Source organism: Psychrobacter piscatorii (assembly GCF_001444505.1).
GTDB lineage: Bacteria > Pseudomonadota > Gammaproteobacteria > Pseudomonadales > Moraxellaceae > Psychrobacter > Psychrobacter piscatorii_B.
Genome location: NZ_LNDJ01000100.1, coordinates 1 through 17046 on the forward strand (window position 1 = coordinate 1; position 17046 = coordinate 17046).

The 17046-nt window shown below is 44.5% G+C and carries 16 protein-coding genes; 12 read left to right on the forward strand and 4 right to left on the reverse strand.

Annotated elements, in window-relative coordinates; translation table 11 throughout:
* Window positions 1–199: 199 nt before the first annotated feature.
* The 3 genes from AS194_RS10895 to AS194_RS10905 all read left to right on the forward strand — a co-directional run bounded on the left by AS194_RS10895 (window position 200) and on the right by AS194_RS10905 (window position 4611).
* On the forward strand, window positions 200–1333 hold the full coding sequence (locus tag AS194_RS10895) for an extracellular solute-binding protein (RefSeq protein ID WP_058025542.1): 1134 nt from the start codon (window positions 200–202) through the stop codon (window positions 1331–1333).
* A gap of 161 nt (window positions 1334–1494) precedes the next feature.
* Window positions 1495–3171 (forward strand): ABC transporter permease, encoded by a 1677-nt coding sequence (locus AS194_RS10900; protein ID WP_058025543.1) that lies wholly within the window; start codon window positions 1495–1497, stop codon window positions 3169–3171.
* 114 nt (window positions 3172–3285) lie between these two features.
* Complete coding sequence (locus AS194_RS10905; RefSeq protein WP_227511638.1) at window positions 3286–4611, forward strand: ABC transporter ATP-binding protein; 1326 nt, start codon at window positions 3286–3288, stop codon at window positions 4609–4611.
* A gap of 33 nt (window positions 4612–4644) precedes the next feature.
* On the opposite strand, the gene AS194_RS10910 is transcribed toward AS194_RS10905, so the two are convergent.
* Complete coding sequence (locus AS194_RS10910) at window positions 4645–5496, reverse strand: methyltransferase domain-containing protein (protein ID WP_058025544.1); 852 nt, start codon at window positions 5494–5496, stop codon at window positions 4645–4647.
* Window positions 5497–5552: 56 nt separating this feature from the next.
* Window positions 5553–5834 (reverse strand): hypothetical protein, encoded by a 282-nt coding sequence (locus AS194_RS10915; RefSeq protein ID WP_058025545.1) that lies wholly within the window; start codon window positions 5832–5834, stop codon window positions 5553–5555.
* Between the two features lie 589 nt (window positions 5835–6423).
* Here AS194_RS10915 and gyrA point away from each other — a divergent pair.
* From gyrA to AS194_RS10945, 8 genes are all read left to right on the forward strand, one after another.
* On the forward strand, window positions 6424–9231 hold the full coding sequence (gyrA, locus tag AS194_RS10920) for a DNA gyrase subunit A (protein ID WP_058025546.1): 2808 nt from the start codon (window positions 6424–6426) through the stop codon (window positions 9229–9231).
* A gap of 141 nt (window positions 9232–9372) precedes the next feature.
* Complete coding sequence (gene rarD, locus AS194_RS10925) at window positions 9373–10443, forward strand: EamA family transporter RarD (RefSeq protein ID WP_058025547.1); 1071 nt, start codon at window positions 9373–9375, stop codon at window positions 10441–10443.
* Between the two features lie 238 nt (window positions 10444–10681).
* Window positions 10682–10993, forward strand: a complete 312-nt coding sequence (locus AS194_RS13940; RefSeq protein ID WP_227511639.1) for a hypothetical protein — start codon at window positions 10682–10684, stop codon at window positions 10991–10993.
* The gene (locus AS194_RS13945; RefSeq protein WP_227511640.1) at window positions 10966–11205 is read left to right on the forward strand and encodes a hypothetical protein; all 240 of its coding nucleotides are present in this window, start codon (window positions 10966–10968) and stop codon (window positions 11203–11205) included. Before AS194_RS13940 ends, AS194_RS13945 begins: the two co-directional genes overlap by 28 nt.
* Entirely contained in the window at window positions 11153–11764 is a 612-nt protein-coding gene (locus tag AS194_RS13950; protein WP_227511641.1) for a hypothetical protein, read from the forward strand. The genes AS194_RS13945 and AS194_RS13950 overlap by 53 nt, the downstream gene beginning before the upstream one ends.
* A gap of 192 nt (window positions 11765–11956) precedes the next feature.
* Window positions 11957–12625, forward strand: a complete 669-nt coding sequence (locus AS194_RS10935; RefSeq protein WP_058025548.1) for a glutathione S-transferase — start codon at window positions 11957–11959, stop codon at window positions 12623–12625.
* Window positions 12626–12726: 101 nt separating this feature from the next.
* Window positions 12727–12999, forward strand: a complete 273-nt coding sequence (locus AS194_RS10940) for a hypothetical protein (protein WP_058025549.1) — start codon at window positions 12727–12729, stop codon at window positions 12997–12999.
* Between the two features lie 32 nt (window positions 13000–13031).
* Window positions 13032–14171, forward strand: coding sequence for a ribonuclease Z (locus tag AS194_RS10945; protein WP_058025550.1), 1140 nt, complete (start codon window positions 13032–13034; stop codon window positions 14169–14171).
* A 42-nt stretch (window positions 14172–14213) separates the two neighbouring features.
* On the opposite strand, the gene AS194_RS10950 is transcribed toward AS194_RS10945, so the two are convergent.
* On the reverse strand, window positions 14214–15158 hold the full coding sequence (locus tag AS194_RS10950; protein WP_058025551.1) for an ATP-binding protein: 945 nt from the start codon (window positions 15156–15158) through the stop codon (window positions 14214–14216).
* A 63-nt stretch (window positions 15159–15221) separates the two neighbouring features.
* Here AS194_RS10950 and AS194_RS10955 point away from each other — a divergent pair, with 63 nt between their 5' ends.
* A complete protein-coding gene (locus AS194_RS10955) occupies window positions 15222–16262 on the forward strand; it encodes a serine/threonine-protein kinase (protein ID WP_227511642.1) in 1041 nt (346 codons plus the stop codon).
* Window positions 16263–16711: 449 nt separating this feature from the next.
* Here AS194_RS10955 and AS194_RS10960 read toward each other — a convergent pair.
* Window positions 16712–17046 (reverse strand): transposase (locus AS194_RS10960; protein ID WP_152978636.1); only part of this gene is annotated, 335 nt, incomplete at its 5' end.

Below are 17046 nucleotides of genomic sequence, written 5' to 3' on the forward strand. Positions count from 1 at the left end.
GGTCGAATGTTCAACACGCCCTAATAACCCAAATAATTTCAGCATCTTGGGTTAGATAAATATATTGATAATTAATCTCATTTCTATTAGTATGTTGTTTCCATAATTATGGTCCAACGAATCCCAACAAATAGGGGCTTTGACCATTTTATCTCACTATCTGCCGTCTCTTTTTTATCGCATTACTATGGGGAAAACCATGCCACTGAACACCATCCGCACTAATCTAGTCACCACCAAGCCTGTATTGTCTGCTGCCATATTTGGCCTGATGTTGGGAATGGTTGGCTGTAGCAATTCTTCTACAACCGAAGACAGCGTGGAGACAGAGACAACAGCGGCTGGTACTGAAACTGAACAGCAAGCAGGTAATGATGACGGTGTGACCAGTGCAGATGGTCAAACAATTACTATTTATTCTTCACGTAATGAGCAGCTGATTAAACCATTGCTAGACCGCTATACTGAACAGACTGGTGTCAAGATTGAACTTGTCACAGACAAAACTGGCCCACTGATGGCGCGCTTGCAAGCCGAAGGTCAAAACACTCCAGCTGACATGCTACTGACGGTGGACGCGGGTAACTTATGGCAAGCGGCTCAGCAGGGTTTACTACAACCAGTAGCGTCGTCTGTGCTAGAGGCCAATGTCCCTGCAAAGTATCGCGATCCAAAAGGTCAATGGACAGGTCTATCACTGCGCGCGCGTACGATTTTTTATGATCCAAGCAAAGTTAGCGCCGATCAATTATCGACTTATGCAGATTTGGCGGATCCAAAGTGGAAAGGCAAACTATGCTTGCGTACTTCTAAAAAGGTCTATAACCAGTCACTTGTGGCCAGCATGATAGAGCACATGGGTGAAGAAAAAACAGAAGCTGTCATCCGTGGTTGGGTTGATAATCTCGCCACTGACGTATTTAGCGATGATACTTCTATGCTAGAGGCGATTGCTGCTGGTCAGTGTGAAGTCGGTATCGCCAACAGTTATTACTATGGCCGCCTATTAGACGAAAAACCAAACTTCCCTGTGAAAATATTCTGGGCAAACCAAGGCACCACTGGTACACATGTAAACGTTTCAGGCGCGGGCGTGGTTACAGGGTCAGATAATCCAGACGGTACACTTAAACTGATTGAGTGGTTGTCATCTGATGAGGCGCAAGGCCTTTACGCCAGCTCAGACAAAGAATTCCCAGTCAAAGAAGGGGTGGATGAGTCAGAAATGCTCAGATCTTGGGGCGAGTTCAAAAAAGACGATATCAACGTACAGAAATTTGGTGAGCTACAAACTCAAGCCATTCAAATGATGGACAAAGCGGGTTATAAATAAAGGACTATCATCAAGCAAGATACCAAGCTCAACATCATCGTTTTAAAAGATAATTTGCTAAAATCTGATGATGAAATGTTTAGTCATGAAACAATGACCGTTTTGAGTTTGGTAGGCGCTTAAAAAGTCTCGATGAGTGAGTATGACACGGTAATGATACTATGATCACAACGCCAGATGCGTCTGTTAGCGAGCAAGATCCAATCAGTAGCAGAGCTGATGACAATCAGACGGTCAGTCAAGACCATGCCCTTCGTAAACGTATTATCTCGAAATCAGTCTTAGGGCTGATTTCGTTGTTTATGCTGGTGCCGATTTTGATTGTGTTGTTATCGTGGACGCAACCAGTCGCCGATATTTGGACACATATGGCAGAATACGTACTGCCGCAAGTGCTCAAAAATACGGCGATTTTACTGTTCATGGTGGCTGTTATATCGGGTACTATCGGTACGGTTCTCGCTTGGGTAACCAGCATGTACCGCTTCCCTGGTCAGCGGTTTTTTTCGTGGGCGCTCATGTTGCCGCTTGCCATACCGGCTTACGTATTGGCATTTGTCACCATTGGTATTGTGGATTTTAGTGGGCCGTTACAGACAGGACTGCGCGATTTTGGTATCACGACAGCGATTCCCTCAATACGCAATGTCTGGGGTGCAGGTTTAGTGTTGTCGCTGGCATTTTATCCTTATGTGTATTTGCTGGCGCGTCAGGCGTTTTTGTCACAAGGTCGGCGGGCGATTGAAGCAGGGCAGATGCTGGGTTTGAGCCGTAGCCGTGTGTTTTTTCGGTTGGCATTACCGCAAGCACTGCCGTGGATCATCGGTGGCTTATTGCTGGCAAGTATGGAGACGTTAGCAGATTTTGGCGCGGTTTCGGTATTCAATGTCGATACGTTTACCACCGCTATTTACAAAGCCTGGTTTGGCTTTTTTAGTCTAACCACAGCCGCCCAGTTGGCAGCGTTGCTCATTGGCGTGATCTTTATCGTAGTATTGTTTGAGCAGTATTGGCAGGCCAAGCGCGGTAATTCGATTACGCAAGGCAGCAACCAGCGTTTCGACGCCAGTACTCCTGCCAAAATAGGGATGAGCTTGCTATGTACGTTTGTATTTTTGCTGGCTTTTCTAGTGCCGTTTTTTCAGCTGATTTATTGGACTGCATTGAATTTCCGCCAAGATTTTGATGCGCGCTATATTGATTTTGTGACCAACAGCCTTATGATTGCTAGTATGACCACAGTTTTTATTGCCTTTTTGGCAGTGATTATTGCGTGGATCAAGCGGCAATATCCTGATAAATCGACTAAACTGATGACCACGCTCGCTAATTTAGGCTACGTCGTGCCAGGTACGGTATTGGCAGTGGGTATTTTTATTCCTATTGCGTGGCTAGACAATCAAATGATTGCTTTTGGTATCACCTCGCAGCAGGTGCTCTCAGGCAGTGTGATCGTTATGCTATTGGCATTGTCGACGCGTTTTATGACGGTGAGTTTTCAGCCAGTGGATCGGCAGTTGCAACGATTGACCGTCAATCAAGAGGCCGCAGCGAAACTGCTTAGTGACAGTGCGTACCAGCGTTGGCGTCATGTGATGCTACCAGTGCTTAGTCCTGGGGTACTAACGGCATTGTTAATGGGGTTTGTCGAAGTGATGAAGGAGATGCCGATCACATTGATGACACGCAGGCAGGGCTGGGATACGCTGGCGGTGCGCGTGTTTGAGATGACAAGCGAAGGCATGTGGGGGCGGGCAGCATTACCGAGTTTATTGATTGTACTGGTCGGATTGCTTCCTGTTTGGATACTATTGCGTCAAAGTGACAAACACAGCTAACCGCCATTGCTGCTTATAAATGTGCCATGTTTAATGGTGCTTGACCCAACTTATATTATCATTTTTACTGCTTTATCCAACATTGTATTTACTAATAGCGAACTGGGATTGTCTATGTACACTGATTCAATGAACGACTCATCAGGCGCTCAGTCCGTAAAGACTGGAGCACGTAGTACTCCTGTCAAAAAATCACCAGTCGTGCAAACTCGGACAACCCAGTCTCAACGTAGCAAGCCTGTAGAACAAGCCGATACTGCGCGCCAAGATACTGAGAGCACTATCGCGACCAATCCATATTTTAGTGTACAAAACCTAATTGTCGGCTATGACGATACTATTGTAGTTAATGGCATGTCTTTAGTATTAGAGCAAGGAGAGATTGGGTGCTTCTTGGGCTATAGTGGCTGCGGCAAGACCACGGCCTTACGAGCGATTGCAGGACTGGAGCAAAGCCGCGGCGGTACTATCCATTTAAACAATCAACGTCTAACGGAAAAAACAGCTCGGCACTCTTTTGCCGTGGCACCAGCCAAGCGCGGCATGGGGATGGTGTTTCAAGATTATGCGCTTTTTGGTCATTTGAGCGTGGCAAAAAACATTGCCTTTGGCCTCAATAAATGGTCAGCTGCTGACAAAAAAGCTCGTGTGGCTGAGATGCTAAGCCTGGTCGAACTGACGGAGCATGCGGATAAACGTCCAAATGAACTGTCCGGTGGTCAGCAGCAGCGTGTGGCACTTGCAAGGGCGCTTGCACCGAAGCCTAAATTACTACTACTTGATGAGCCATTTTCTAATCTGGACGTAGTATTACGTGAATCCTTGGCAATGAATGTCCGTGATATTCTCAAACGTACCAATACTACTGCAATCTTGGTCACTCATGACCAAAACGAAGCGTTTGCGTTAGCAGATAAAGTCGGGGTAATGGATAAGGGCAGATTGGTACAGTGGGCAACACCAAGCGAGCTGTATCATGAGCCTGTCAGTCCTTTTGTCGCTGAGTTCGTCGGCGAAGGCGCGATGATAGACGGTATCATCAAAGAAGGTCGTGTGGAGACGGCGCTTGGCAATATCTATCGCCGCATGGAAGTCTATGATCAATCAGGACAACCACAGTACTGCGAATATGATTATCCAAATGGTACACCAATCAAAGTGCTCGTGCGTCCTGACGATATCATCCATGATGATGATAGTACGCAGACAGCCTTGGTGATTGGGCGAGTGTTCCGCGGTGCCAACTATTTGTACCGTCTACAGTTAGATGACGGACAGACCATATTATCACTGGTTGCTAGCCATCATAATCATGAAATTGGTTCACATATTGGTATCTTGCCGTTATTGGAGCATGTGGTCGTGTTTGACGAAAAAGAGGTCAATGCCACTACTTGGTCAGAATATGACAGATCATCGAGAGTTGATGAAGACGTTTAGCAGCCTTCACAGCTTTTAAGCGGTTGTCTAAGTTTACCGTTTAGCCAGAATATGCAAATACCGTCCAAGCCATTTGTATGGCTCTAATTGTGAGTAGCGCAGCTCCATCCTTATCACCGCATCTGGATCGTTATGCCCGCCACGCTTGAGCGGTGCATAGTCATGAAATACTCGTAGACCACTGCTACGTACCGTCTGATAGTCATGCGCCTTCAACCAAGACTCCACTTCTTCTTTAGCAACGGGATGATTGGGTGTGAGGCTTTTCTTATTGTCCGCCTTGTAGTCTGTATTATCGAGTAAATTAAAATTTCCCATGATGAGGTTGCGATAATCAAAGCTTGCAGGGTTATAAAAGCACAAAGATAGCGCGCCATCATCGGTTAGATATTGATCAAAAAAGTCCATCACGGCAGCGGGCTCTGCCAACCATTCAAGCAGCGCATGCGATAGGATCAAATCAAACTTATCGTTTTCTTCTTTACCTAGCGTTTCTTCAAGCGCTTGGTATGGACAGACGTACCATGTGATATCCAGCGCTTGATCGATTTGTTCAGCGTTTGCTTTTGCCTTCTCAAGCATATTTGCTGAGATATCGTTGATGACGACGCTATGACCTTGAGCAGCAAGCTCTATGGTAATTTGTGCAAGCCCTGCACCCACATCTAGGATACGCAGCGGTCGTCCAAGCGCTTCACTCATTTGTGTACTATATTCAAAAATATCACGGCGTAATACCGCCAATCGGATTTCACCTTTTAAACCTCCATAGACCTTTTTTTCAAAATGATCGGCAATGGTATCGAAGCTACGATCTGCTCGTGTGTCTTCTGGTGCGGTGGCTTGGTTTAGGCCAAGTTGGTTGTTTTGATGTTCAGTTGTCATAAGGCGTTCAGATCAATAGAAGAGAGGTTGAGAGCAACAAAAATATTCAGTATAGCTTAGCGTTTCAAACGTCTATTAATGACCCATTTAAAGACGATCTTGGCTAAAACAATAATGACAAATACGACGATAACAAATACCCACATACCGTTGCCTTGTAGGTTTTCTTGATAGGCTTTTGCTAAATATGCTGACAAAGCCATGGCGACTAAAAGTGCTCCCCAACGGACATAGGGTACAGCTCGATTGTTATGGTTAGGAAAACTAGCAACATAATCGCTCGAAAAGCTATATAGCACCATTGCTAAAATCCAAACAATCGCAAGAATGATATCCATAATAAAAGTAGCCTGTTAGGTCGTTATTCGAGTTCTATAAAAGATGAGTTAGTGTAACGCTTAGGATTTTTTTGTCCAGCGTCACTAAAAAAATAGCCTCATTGACCTAATTTAAATCATCATATACTTATGAAAATAGTATGGTTATGAAACCCATTAGCTCATGTTAGAACAATTGGTAGGCTCTGTTCAGCTAAGATGGACGGAGTATCTCTTTGCTCAGCAGGTTGTAAGTTCGTCTGTAAAAATGGCAAAATCAGCCAATCAAAAAAAACCTGTCATTAGAATTATTTTAGAGTGTATGGGTAATTCAAAATATCACTGCAAATGAACCGCCTAGCTTGATTTTAATGGTGGTCAGAACCCCCTAAATCAGCAAATTTGTGCTAAAATAGCTTCTTTTATTAAACATTGTTTTTAACAAAAACCGTATCACTATTTTCCTATTGTTTTGCACGTGTAGCAGTGTTTTTTTATGGTATGTATTTTGATCATGACTGCCCATTTATGTGGCAGTATTTTTATATGATCTGTGGTTGCCATAAGCGATGTGTCAACGTTAGAAAAAAATGTGAGTGAAGGAGTGTATATGAGCGAATCGGTCAGTCCTATTGGCATCGTAGATGAACTAAAGCAGTCGTATTTGGATTATGCGATGAGCGTGATCGTCTCGCGTGCGCTGCCTGATGTGCGTGATGGGTTCAAACCTGTACACCGCCGCGTGATGTATGCCATGCACGTGCTATCAAACGACTATAATAAACCGTACAAAAAATCAGCTCGTGTGGTTGGTGATGTGATCGGTAAATATCACCCACATGGCGATAGTGCGGTCTATGATGCCATCGTCCGGATGGCGCAGGATTTTAGTTTGCGTTATCCGATGGTCGATGGTCAAGGTAACTTTGGTTCGATCGATGATGATCCACCGGCTGCCATGCGTTATACCGAAGTACGTATGACCAAGCTGACCCATCAGATGCTCGCTGATTTAGACAAAGATACCGTCGATTGGGAAGACAACTACGATGGCTCTGAGCGCATGCCAAGTGTGATGCCAGCGCGTATTCCTAACTTATTGGTCAATGGTGCAACGGGTATTGCTGTCGGCATGGCGACCAATATGGCACCGCACAACCTCACCGAAGTCATCAACGCTTGCTTGGCTTATGCAGAGAACCCACAAGTCTCAGCCGAAGAGTTAATGTCACACATCTCAGGCCCTGACTTTCCTACGGGCGGTATTATCTATGGTCGCGCAGGCATTTTAGATGCTTATCGCACGGGTAAAGGTCGCTTGCATATCCGTGGTCGCTATCATATCGAGCCGATGAGCAATACTGGCGTCAACCGCGATCGCGAGCGTATCGTATTCACCGAAGTGCCTTATCAGGCGAATAAAGCCAAATTGATTGAGCGTATCGCAGAGCTTGTTCGTGATAAAAAAATCGAGGGCATCAGCGAGATTCGTGATGAGTCTGACAAAGACGGCATGCGTATCGCGATCGATCTGCGCCGCGGTGAGACAGCGGAAGTTATCGTTAATAACCTATTTCTACAAACGCCGCTTGAGTCTAGCTTTAGCATCAATATGGTCGCGCTAGACAATGGCCAGCCCAAACTATTGACTTTGCGTCAGCTTATCGCTGCGTTTGTGCGCCATCGTCAAGAAGTCGTGACACGCCGTACGGTTTATGAATTGAACAAAGCGCGCGTCCGTGGTCACCTGCTCGAAGGCTTGACAGTGGCACTGGCGAATATCGATGATATTATTGCGACGATTAAAGCGTCTGCAAACCGTGGACTCGCCCGCGAAAGCTTATTGAATAATACGTGGGGTTCAGGCAGTGTCGTTGCGATGTTGACTGCTGCTGGCAGTCAGTCTGTACGTCCTGAATTTATCGAAGGTGAAGATCCTAAAGCGCCGTTTGGTCTGATTGAAGGACAAGAGCGCTATCGTTTATCCCTTGAGCAGGTCAATGCGATTTTAGACATGCAATTGCATCGTTTGACGGGTCTTGAGCAAGATAAATTGACCGAAGAATACCAAGACTTACTACGCGAAATCACTCATTTAGAGTCTATTCTGGGTGATTTTGATAAGCTGATGAGCATTATCTCTAATGAGATGATTGAGATTCGTGATAACTTTGGTGATGAGCGTCGCACCGACATCATCGATTCACGTATGGATTTCAGCCGTGAAGACCTGATTCCTGAGCAGACTGTTGTGATGACGGTGTCGCGTACTGGCTATGCCAAGACTCAGCCGATTGACGATTATGTTGCACAAAAGCGCGGCGGTAAAGGTAAGTCTGCTACGGCAATGAAAGAAGATGATGTGATTGACCATTTGGTCGTGACCTCAACGCACTCTACGGTATTGTGCTTCACTGACAGTGGCCGCGTTTTTAGCTTACGTGGGTTTGAAGTGCCGATTGCCAGTCGCGGTGCTCGTGGTCGTCCGTTGGTCAATCTAATTGGTTTAAATAGCGACGAAACCGTTACGACGATATTGCCAATTCCAAAAATTGTGGAAGATACATCAGTAGTAAGTGAAGTATCAGAGCATAGCAATGATGACGATTCGGTAGAAGATAGCAATCAAGCAGAGCCACCTTTCGTATTCTTTGCCACGGCTAATGGTACAGTGAAGCGCGTAGAGCTGAAGCAGTTTGCCAATATTCGCTCAAACGGCTTGATCGCGGTTGGTCTAGAAGATGGTGATAAATTGGTCAGCGCTCGTATTACCAACGGCAATCAAGAAGTGATGCTATTTGCTTCAAGTGGTAAAGCGATTCGTTTTGATGAGAATGATGCTCGCGCGATGGGCCGTACAGCGAAAGGCGTCCGCGGTATGCGTTTGGCTACTGATGAATTTATCAAGTCATTGGTCGTTATCGAAGATGATGTACATGAAATCCTAATTGCTTGTGAAAACGGCTTTGGTAAGCGTACCCTTATCGAAGAGTTTAATACGCAAAACCGTGGCGGTGGTGGTGTCATCGCCATTAAGACCAGTGAGCGTAATGGCGCATTGGTGCGAGCGACTAAGGTTGACGCTACTGATGATATTATTTTAATATCTGACAAAGGAACGCTGGTACGTACGCCAGTTGAGCATGTCGCGAGCTCTGGTCGTAACACCCAAGGTGTCACGCTCATTCGTCTGCCAAAAGATGAAAAGTTGGTCGCTATGGCGCGTGTTGAGCATGAAGAGGGCGATGATGAATTAGTCGATGCGATGAAAGAAGATGGGACGTTTGAGGTGGAAGGTCAGGAGCAGATAGATATCGATGCTGCAACTGACGATACCGCTTTGAGCGATGCCAACGACGCTATCGATATTGCCAACGATTATACATTGGATAATGATGCAGTAGACGATGACGAGTAATAGTCTTGGTAGTTAGCTTTTCAGTCTAGTTTCTGATCATTGTCCTACAAAAAAGCCTCTGACGTTGTCGTCGGAGGCTTTTATTTTTTATTCACTTTTTCTTAATAATGTACATAGGATTTTACTTTTAAGGCTGTTGTTATGCTTACGACCAATCAAACTTTTCAGGGAACTGTCGCAGCGGTATCGTCGAGCTTTTTATTCTCGATGATGTTTTTGTTTGGACTGTTTATGCTGCCCTTAACGGGGACACAGGTAGCCTCATGGCGAGTGCTGATGATGCTGTTAAGTTTGGTCATCTTGCTCAGTTTGACCAAGCAATGGCAGCATGTCTTTGATTATGTAAAGACACTTAAGACCTTGAAAGAATGGCTGATATTTATATTGCCTGCACCGATCTTGGGCGGCCAGATTTGGTTGTTTATGTGGGCACCCGTGAATGGATTTGGACTGGATGTCACCTTGGGCTATTTTTTATTGCCACTTGTGATGATTGTGCTTGGTCGGTTTTTTTATCGTGAGGATATGAGTGTCTTGCAGTATGCGGCAGCAATACTGGCAGCGCTCGGTATTGGCTACGACATTTTTCAATATGGTTCGGTGTCTTGGGTGACGCTATTTGTATGTTTGGGCTATCCGCCGTATTATCTATTGCGCCGCACACTTGCTGTACCGCCTATTACTGGCTTGTTGTTTGATTTGACATTGCTGACGCCAGTGGTATTGATCATGCTTTATCTCACTGGTGGTTTTAGTGTGGCGGCACAAAATATGAAGTTTTGGTACCTACTGCCATTGCTGGGTGCCTTTAGTGCACTGGCAATGTCGCTAACGATGATTGCGAGTAGCAAGTTGCCGGTCTCGCTATTTGGGGCGCTGAGCTACATAGAGCCGCTACTGTTATTTGTGTTGTCCATTACCGTTCTGAGTCAAAGTCTTGATGAAGGTGGCTCGCTCTTTATGTACGGCATGATTACACTTGCCCTAGTGGTCATGATAATCGATAGTGCGATAGGCTATCTCGTTCGTCAGCGTAATGACCGCTTGCATGGCTATAGAGAGCCGCAGGTCGGCGGTTTTCCGCCGCGTCGTCATTTTATCAATCAGCGTATTGATGGTGTGCTAAAAGCGCATCGCTTTCGCAAAATCCGTCGCTATCAAAAAAAGATGGATAAGATACAGCAAAAACTCGAACAACTTGATGCAAAATAAGCACTTATATACATTAAATTTACTGGATGTAGAAATTAATGCACTAGATGCACAGTAGCATTGCTTATCTATTCCGACTTTGACATAATGCCGCCCATGATGTAGCAAGATACATTAAAAGCGTTTATCTTAGATTGCGCGACGACCTTATATGCAAAAGCCTCAGACGTTATCGTCTGAGGCTTTTGTTTTTTTTAAAATTGCAAAGGATGTGCCCCAATCTCTAAAGACTGTTGTGATGTTGACTACTAACCAAACCTCGCAGGGTACGATCACTGCTGTGGCTGCAAATTTTTTATACTCATTGCTGTTCCTATTTGGTTTGCTGTTGCAACCGTTATCAGGTACGCAAGTTGCTTCGTGGCGTGTGCTCACGATGTTTTTTAGTCTGGTGCTGCTAGTGAGTGTGCTAAAGCAGTGGCAGCATATTTTTGATTATCTAAAAACACTAAAAAATGCCAAAGAGTGGTTTTTATTTATATTACCCACTCCGATTTTGGGTGCGCAAATTTGGATGTTTATGTGGGCACCAGTCAATGGCTTGAGGTGACGTTGGGCTACTTCTTATACCCGATGATAATGATCGTGGTCGGTCGCTTTTTTCATAATGAAGACATGAGCTTGCTACAGTGGGCTGCGATTATATGCGCAGGTCTTGGTATTGCCTATGATATCTTTGAATATGGTGCGATCTCTTGGGCGACTTTGTTTGTGTGCTTGGGTTATCCGCCGTACTACTTGCTGCGTCTTGCTGCGTCGTAAACTGGCCGTACCGTCTATCACAGGCTTGATCTCTGATCTTGTATTGTTGCTACCAGTCGTATTGGTTGCGTTATATATGAATGGTGGCTTTGAGGTGGCAATCACTAACCATAAGCTTTGGTATCTGTTGCCATTACTGGGCATCATCAGTACTGCTGCGATGTCACTGACGATGGTTGCGAGTCAAAAGCTACCTGTCTCGTTGTTTGGGACTTTGTGCTACCTTGAGCCGGTATTTTTATTCATGTTTTCGATTGCGATTTTGGATCGTAACTTACATGAAGGCGGCTCCATGCTGATGTATAGCATGATTTTTATTGCACTGCTCATCATGATTGCTGATAGCGCCCTTGGCTATCTGGCGCGCAAACGTGAAGACCGTTTACATGGCTACAATGAGCCACAAGTGGGCAGTTTTCCACCGCGCCGCCGTCTCAAAAATCGCCGTATTAAAGGCGTGCTAATTGCGCACCGCTTTCGCCAAATCAAAAAATATCAGCAAAAGATCGATAAGATGACGCGCAAGATTGAAGCACTACATGTAGAATCATGCGGATGATGACCGTGTCCTAGGTATATGTAGAGCTGACTTGTCAGGCCGTACTTTCGTCACAGTTCTACAAAGTTGCAGTGTCAAAGGGGCAAAAATTACGCTATTATCGAGAACAGTGGTGTCATGTCTAATTCAAAACGTGGCACCATATTTAAGAGATTATGGCTGATTTAAAACAATATATAACTAGGACGGTTTATGTTAACTCTGCATCATTTAAACAATTCGCGCTCGTTTCGTATTTTGTGGCTACTAGAAGAGTTGGAGCTAGATTATGAGCTGACCACTTACGAGCGTACGAAGGCCTATCTTGCACCTGAGAGCTTAAAAAAAGTGCATCCGTTGGGACACACGCCGGTGCTTGAAGTGGGTGATCGTGCTTTGGCTGAGTCAGGTTTTATCATTGAATATTTGCTCAGACACTATGATAAAGAGCATCAATTTAAGCCTACTGATGATAATGAGGCGGCGTGGGAGGCTTATACCTTTTGGTTGCATTTTGCCGAAGCCACGGCGATGCCACAGTTAGTTATGCGTCTGGTATTTAGTAAAGTCGTTGAACGATCGCCTATGCTTATCAAGCCGATCAGTAAAGGTATCCGTAAACAAGTTGAAGATGGCATGATCAACAATAATATTATCAACAACTTAAATCTGATGGAGCAACATCTACAACATAGTCACTGGTTTGCAGGGGAGACGTTCAGTGCCGCTGATATTCAAATGTATATCGTAGTCGCCGCCTCTAATGCGCGTGCAGGTATGGATCAATCTAAATACGCCAATCTATTGAACTGGCTCAAACGCTGTCAAGAGCGCCCCGCTTTTAAGCGTGCTGAGGCAAAAGGTGGCACGCCGCAGTTTTAAAAGATACTTGTATAAACACTTAAACACCTCTCAATACTTGAGGTGATATTAGATAAAAGGTTTTGTTTATTCATAAGCAAAGCCTTTTTTAGGATAAAATAATGACAGACTTGAATACATCGCATCATGCAAAAACAAAGAAAGACACAGATGCTAAGCAGTCGCTAGATCATAACTTGCAAAGTAGGCAACTGGTTGATAACCAGCAAGTATCTATCAAATCTTGGTCACAGAAACTGCTGGTTGTGATTCTGTGCGCCGCTAGTTTTTATGGTGGCTGGAAATCTTATGAATCTAATATGGTCAATGAATGTACGGCCAATGGTGGACAAATGGTTGACGGTCAAAAAACCATGATATGCCAACGGTCCTAACCCGTGCCTCTAATAAATAAAAGACATGACCTATGCTGAAATTAACCTTTTTGGGCACCTCCGCAGGCGTGCCAACTAAGCGGCGTAATGTAACGGCATTGGCAATCGAGTGTTTGAATCCTCATGCGTCTGGTTTATCAAAAGGCAACCAGCCGCATAGTAACAGTCAAAATAAAAAGTCGCGCCCGTGGCTACTCATCGATTGTGGCGAAGGCACACAGCAGCAATTACTGCATACCAAGCTCTCCTTACGTCAATTGACGGCTATTTGTATTACCCACGTCCATGGCGACCACTGTTATGGCCTGCCAGGGCTGCTGGCGAGTGCCGCGATGTCAGGTCGCCGTGAGCCACTGACGCTCATTGCACCAAAAGCCATCTCGGCGCTGCTTGATGCCTTTATCCTACATACTGAACTATATCTGCCATTTACCCTCAACTTTATGTCGATAGAGGATCTGTTGTCGCAAGAAGACAATAAGAGTAAAGTAAAAATCGACTTGGATAATCAACATCAGCTGATGATAGAGGTTTATCCGTTATCGCACCGCGTACCATCTCATGGATTTGGTATCACGCAGACCATCAGCCGTCGCACGCTCAACACGGATAAGCTCGTAGCAAATGGTGTTCCAGCAAGCGCGCTTTGGGGCAAGCTACAACAAGGTGAAAATGTCATCGCTGAGGATGGTCAGCACTTGCTTTCAGCAGATTATGTTCATGATGATGTGCAGCGGACAAAAGTAGTAATAGCAGGGGACAATGACACGCCAGAGTGTTTGAGTGAAGCAGTTATGGATGCGGATTTGTTGGTGCATGAGGCCACTTATACGCACGAGGTCATGATGGCCATTCAAGCCCGCAACCCTGACTTTGATCCTATGCATAGTAGCGCGCACATAGTGGGCACATTCGCGCAAAAGATGAGCTTGAAAAACATCATTTTGACCCACTTTAGCGCTCGTTATCAGAGCTTTGATAACCCAGATAGCGAAACGCCAAATATGGCCTATATTCGCTTAGATGCGCAAAGTGTCTACCAAGGCAATATATGGCTGGCAGAAGATTTTGCTCAATATAGCGTCAATGGGGCTACCGACTTGGTAGACAATCAAGCGGGTAGTCAAAAGGAGAGTCGCGTGCAGTATGTAGGCTCTGCACGCAGCAATTAGGCATGACTGTAAAGAGATAGTTTCAAAGATATGGCTTAGCGGCTATGATTTACGGTCTTCAATAGCCAATTGTGTTTTGCCACTCCAATAACGACTGAATTGATAAGCCACCCGACCTGAGCGTCCACCGCGTTCAGATGCCCAGCGCAAGGCGTCCATTCTGATTTTGTCAGGTAGATTTTCACCGTCCACATCCATTTCAATATCAGTATCAATGCGAGCTGAAATTTTCCGTTGCTCTAAATTTAGATAATGCTGCACAATCTGTAAGTAAGTCTGCTGATCCATAGGATGAAAGGTCAGTGATAAGCCAAATCGATCTGATAATGACACGGTCTCGTCAATGGTCTCGTAAGGATTGACTTCATCCGTCTGCCCATTATAAATATCAAGATTGTCCTTCATCATTTGTGGTAGCAAGCGACGGCGATTACTGGTGGCATAGACCAGTAGCTTGTCTTGCTCAGAATCAAGCGCGCCATCAAGCACGCTTTTTAGCGCCCGATAACTCTCATCTTGACCGTTAAATGCCAAATCATCACAGTAGACGATATAGCGACAAGCGCAGTCCGCTGGCAGCGCATTAATCGCGGCACGAATCTTGTCTAGCACCTGTAGATCATCACGCGCAATCTCGATAATGCGTAACCCTTCACTGTGATAGGCTTGCAGTAACGCGCGAATCAGTGAGGATTTACCGGCACCACGTGTCCCTGTCATCAGGACGTGATTGGCAGGATAGCCTTTTAGGAACTGGCGGGTGTTTTGTACCAGCTTTGCTTTTTGCACATCAATACCTTGCAAATCATCCAAACTCAAAAATAAATTGACAGACAAAGGCTGTAGGTGACCAGTACGTCCACCGACCCAGCGATACGCAAGCTGGCTTGGGTCAATCTCAATGGTTGGTGTGACGTGCTCTTGCAGATACTGGCTAAGCAATGCTAATAAAGGGGCGGGCAGGGCGTAATTGTTAGACTGTGACATAATGACTCTAGCGGTAAAGTGGCGGTTGGGTAAAACGATAGTGCGCGATTGCGACTCTATAATATGATGAGAGATAACACTGTGAAAAATAGTGCCAGTAATTTGCCTATTAAACAAGCCTTGCAAGCGCAATCTGGACAACTATTGCCAGTCATTACCCAAGTATTGTCAGAGTTACAATATACCCAAATAGTGCATCAGCGTATCAGTCAACAATACAGAGAGGGAAGCACAGAGCAAACCCAAGAGAGCAAAACGCAAATTACCAAACAACGCAGCAAGCAAAGCTGCTATCAAGGTATAACGCGTGCACGCCATGTAGAGTATGGTAGCGTGATAATTAAATGGGAGCTACGTGCCACTTCAATTAGACTTCAAAGTGTCTCAGATTTAACTCATGAAATAAGCGTGTTGCAAGCGTTATATAATTCGCAGAAAACCCAAGTTAGCTCTATTACGCCACCTCTATTGGCCTATCACAATGTAGAGGTCGACACATTAGGACAGAGCCAGCAGTTAACGGTATTGGTCATGTCTTATTATGAAAGCGGCAGCTTAGCTAAGCTGTTGAATCACCATGTGTCATTAACAGACAATCAAAAACATGATTTGATTAAAGAGTCTGCTCATTTAGTCTGCAACCTACACAACGCTGGCTGGCTTCATAATGATATTAAACCCAGTAATATTTTGCTCAGTGATAATCTAACAAGTCACGCCGATAGTGATTGTATAATGCCTGACTTACTATTGACAGATTTTGCATTAGCCCAAAGAAATGATCGACCAAACGCAATAAATTTTTCTGGCGGAACACCAGCATATTTGGCACCTGAGCGTTGGCAAGGACAAAGAGCAACGATACAAAGTGACATCTATGCCTTCGGTATCATGATGGTTGAGATATTGGTAGGGAAGCGACCATTTAATATAGACCCTCAAAGTAATCAGTCCATGACAGATTGGGTCATTCAGCACTGCCAGCAGCCTATTCCAAAATTACCGCTAGAGTATGTTCGCTATCAAAGTATTGTTGATAAAGCATTGGCAAAGCGAATAGAGAAAAGGTATCAGAGTATGGATGAGGTGATAGCAAATTTATAAAGGTTATAACTACAAACTCAAATTTCAGACACAAAAAAACCTGCTAAAAGCAGGCTTTAATATTTGGTCTAAGATGTACTATCCGAAAATGGTGGGGCTGGAGAGACTCGAAACCTCCTTACAAGTAAATCACTGCAGCGATACGATAGCCAATACCTTGTTATATATAGGTTTTATATAAATCGTAATGCTATATGAGCAGTAAATGCTATCCCATGCTTTAGATAGTCAAAGACTGAGACATTAAGGGTCAGGTGGTGAATTGGACGTTTTTAAAATTTTAGGGGTAGTCTGCAAACTAGGTAATTGATGTAATCATATTGATTTTATTGGATTTTTTTGTAATTTAAAGGTAATTATTAAGTAATTAAATACACAGCTAAAAGGTATTAATTAAGAGACTATAAAAACTATATATATCATATGCTTAACTAGGGCGTGTTGAACATTCATAATTTGAGCCAGATATAAGCACAAGCAAGAGCGACCGTATTTTCATAACTCTGCTTGAGCTTATCAAATCTAGTGGCAACCGCCCTATACTGTTTTAGCTTAGCGAAAGCGTTTTCTACTAGATGTCTGGCTTTATATAAGTCCCAGTCCATATGGTCGTTAGAAGACTGAGTGTTTCTTTTTCGAGGGATGTTATCATGCGTCCCTGATTGTTCAATATGCGCTCGTAGTGCATCAGAATCATAGCCTTTATCGGCACATAAAACATCTGTATTACTCAAGTCAACCTTGTCTATTAAATCAAGTGCGACTTTGACATCGTGGGTTGTGC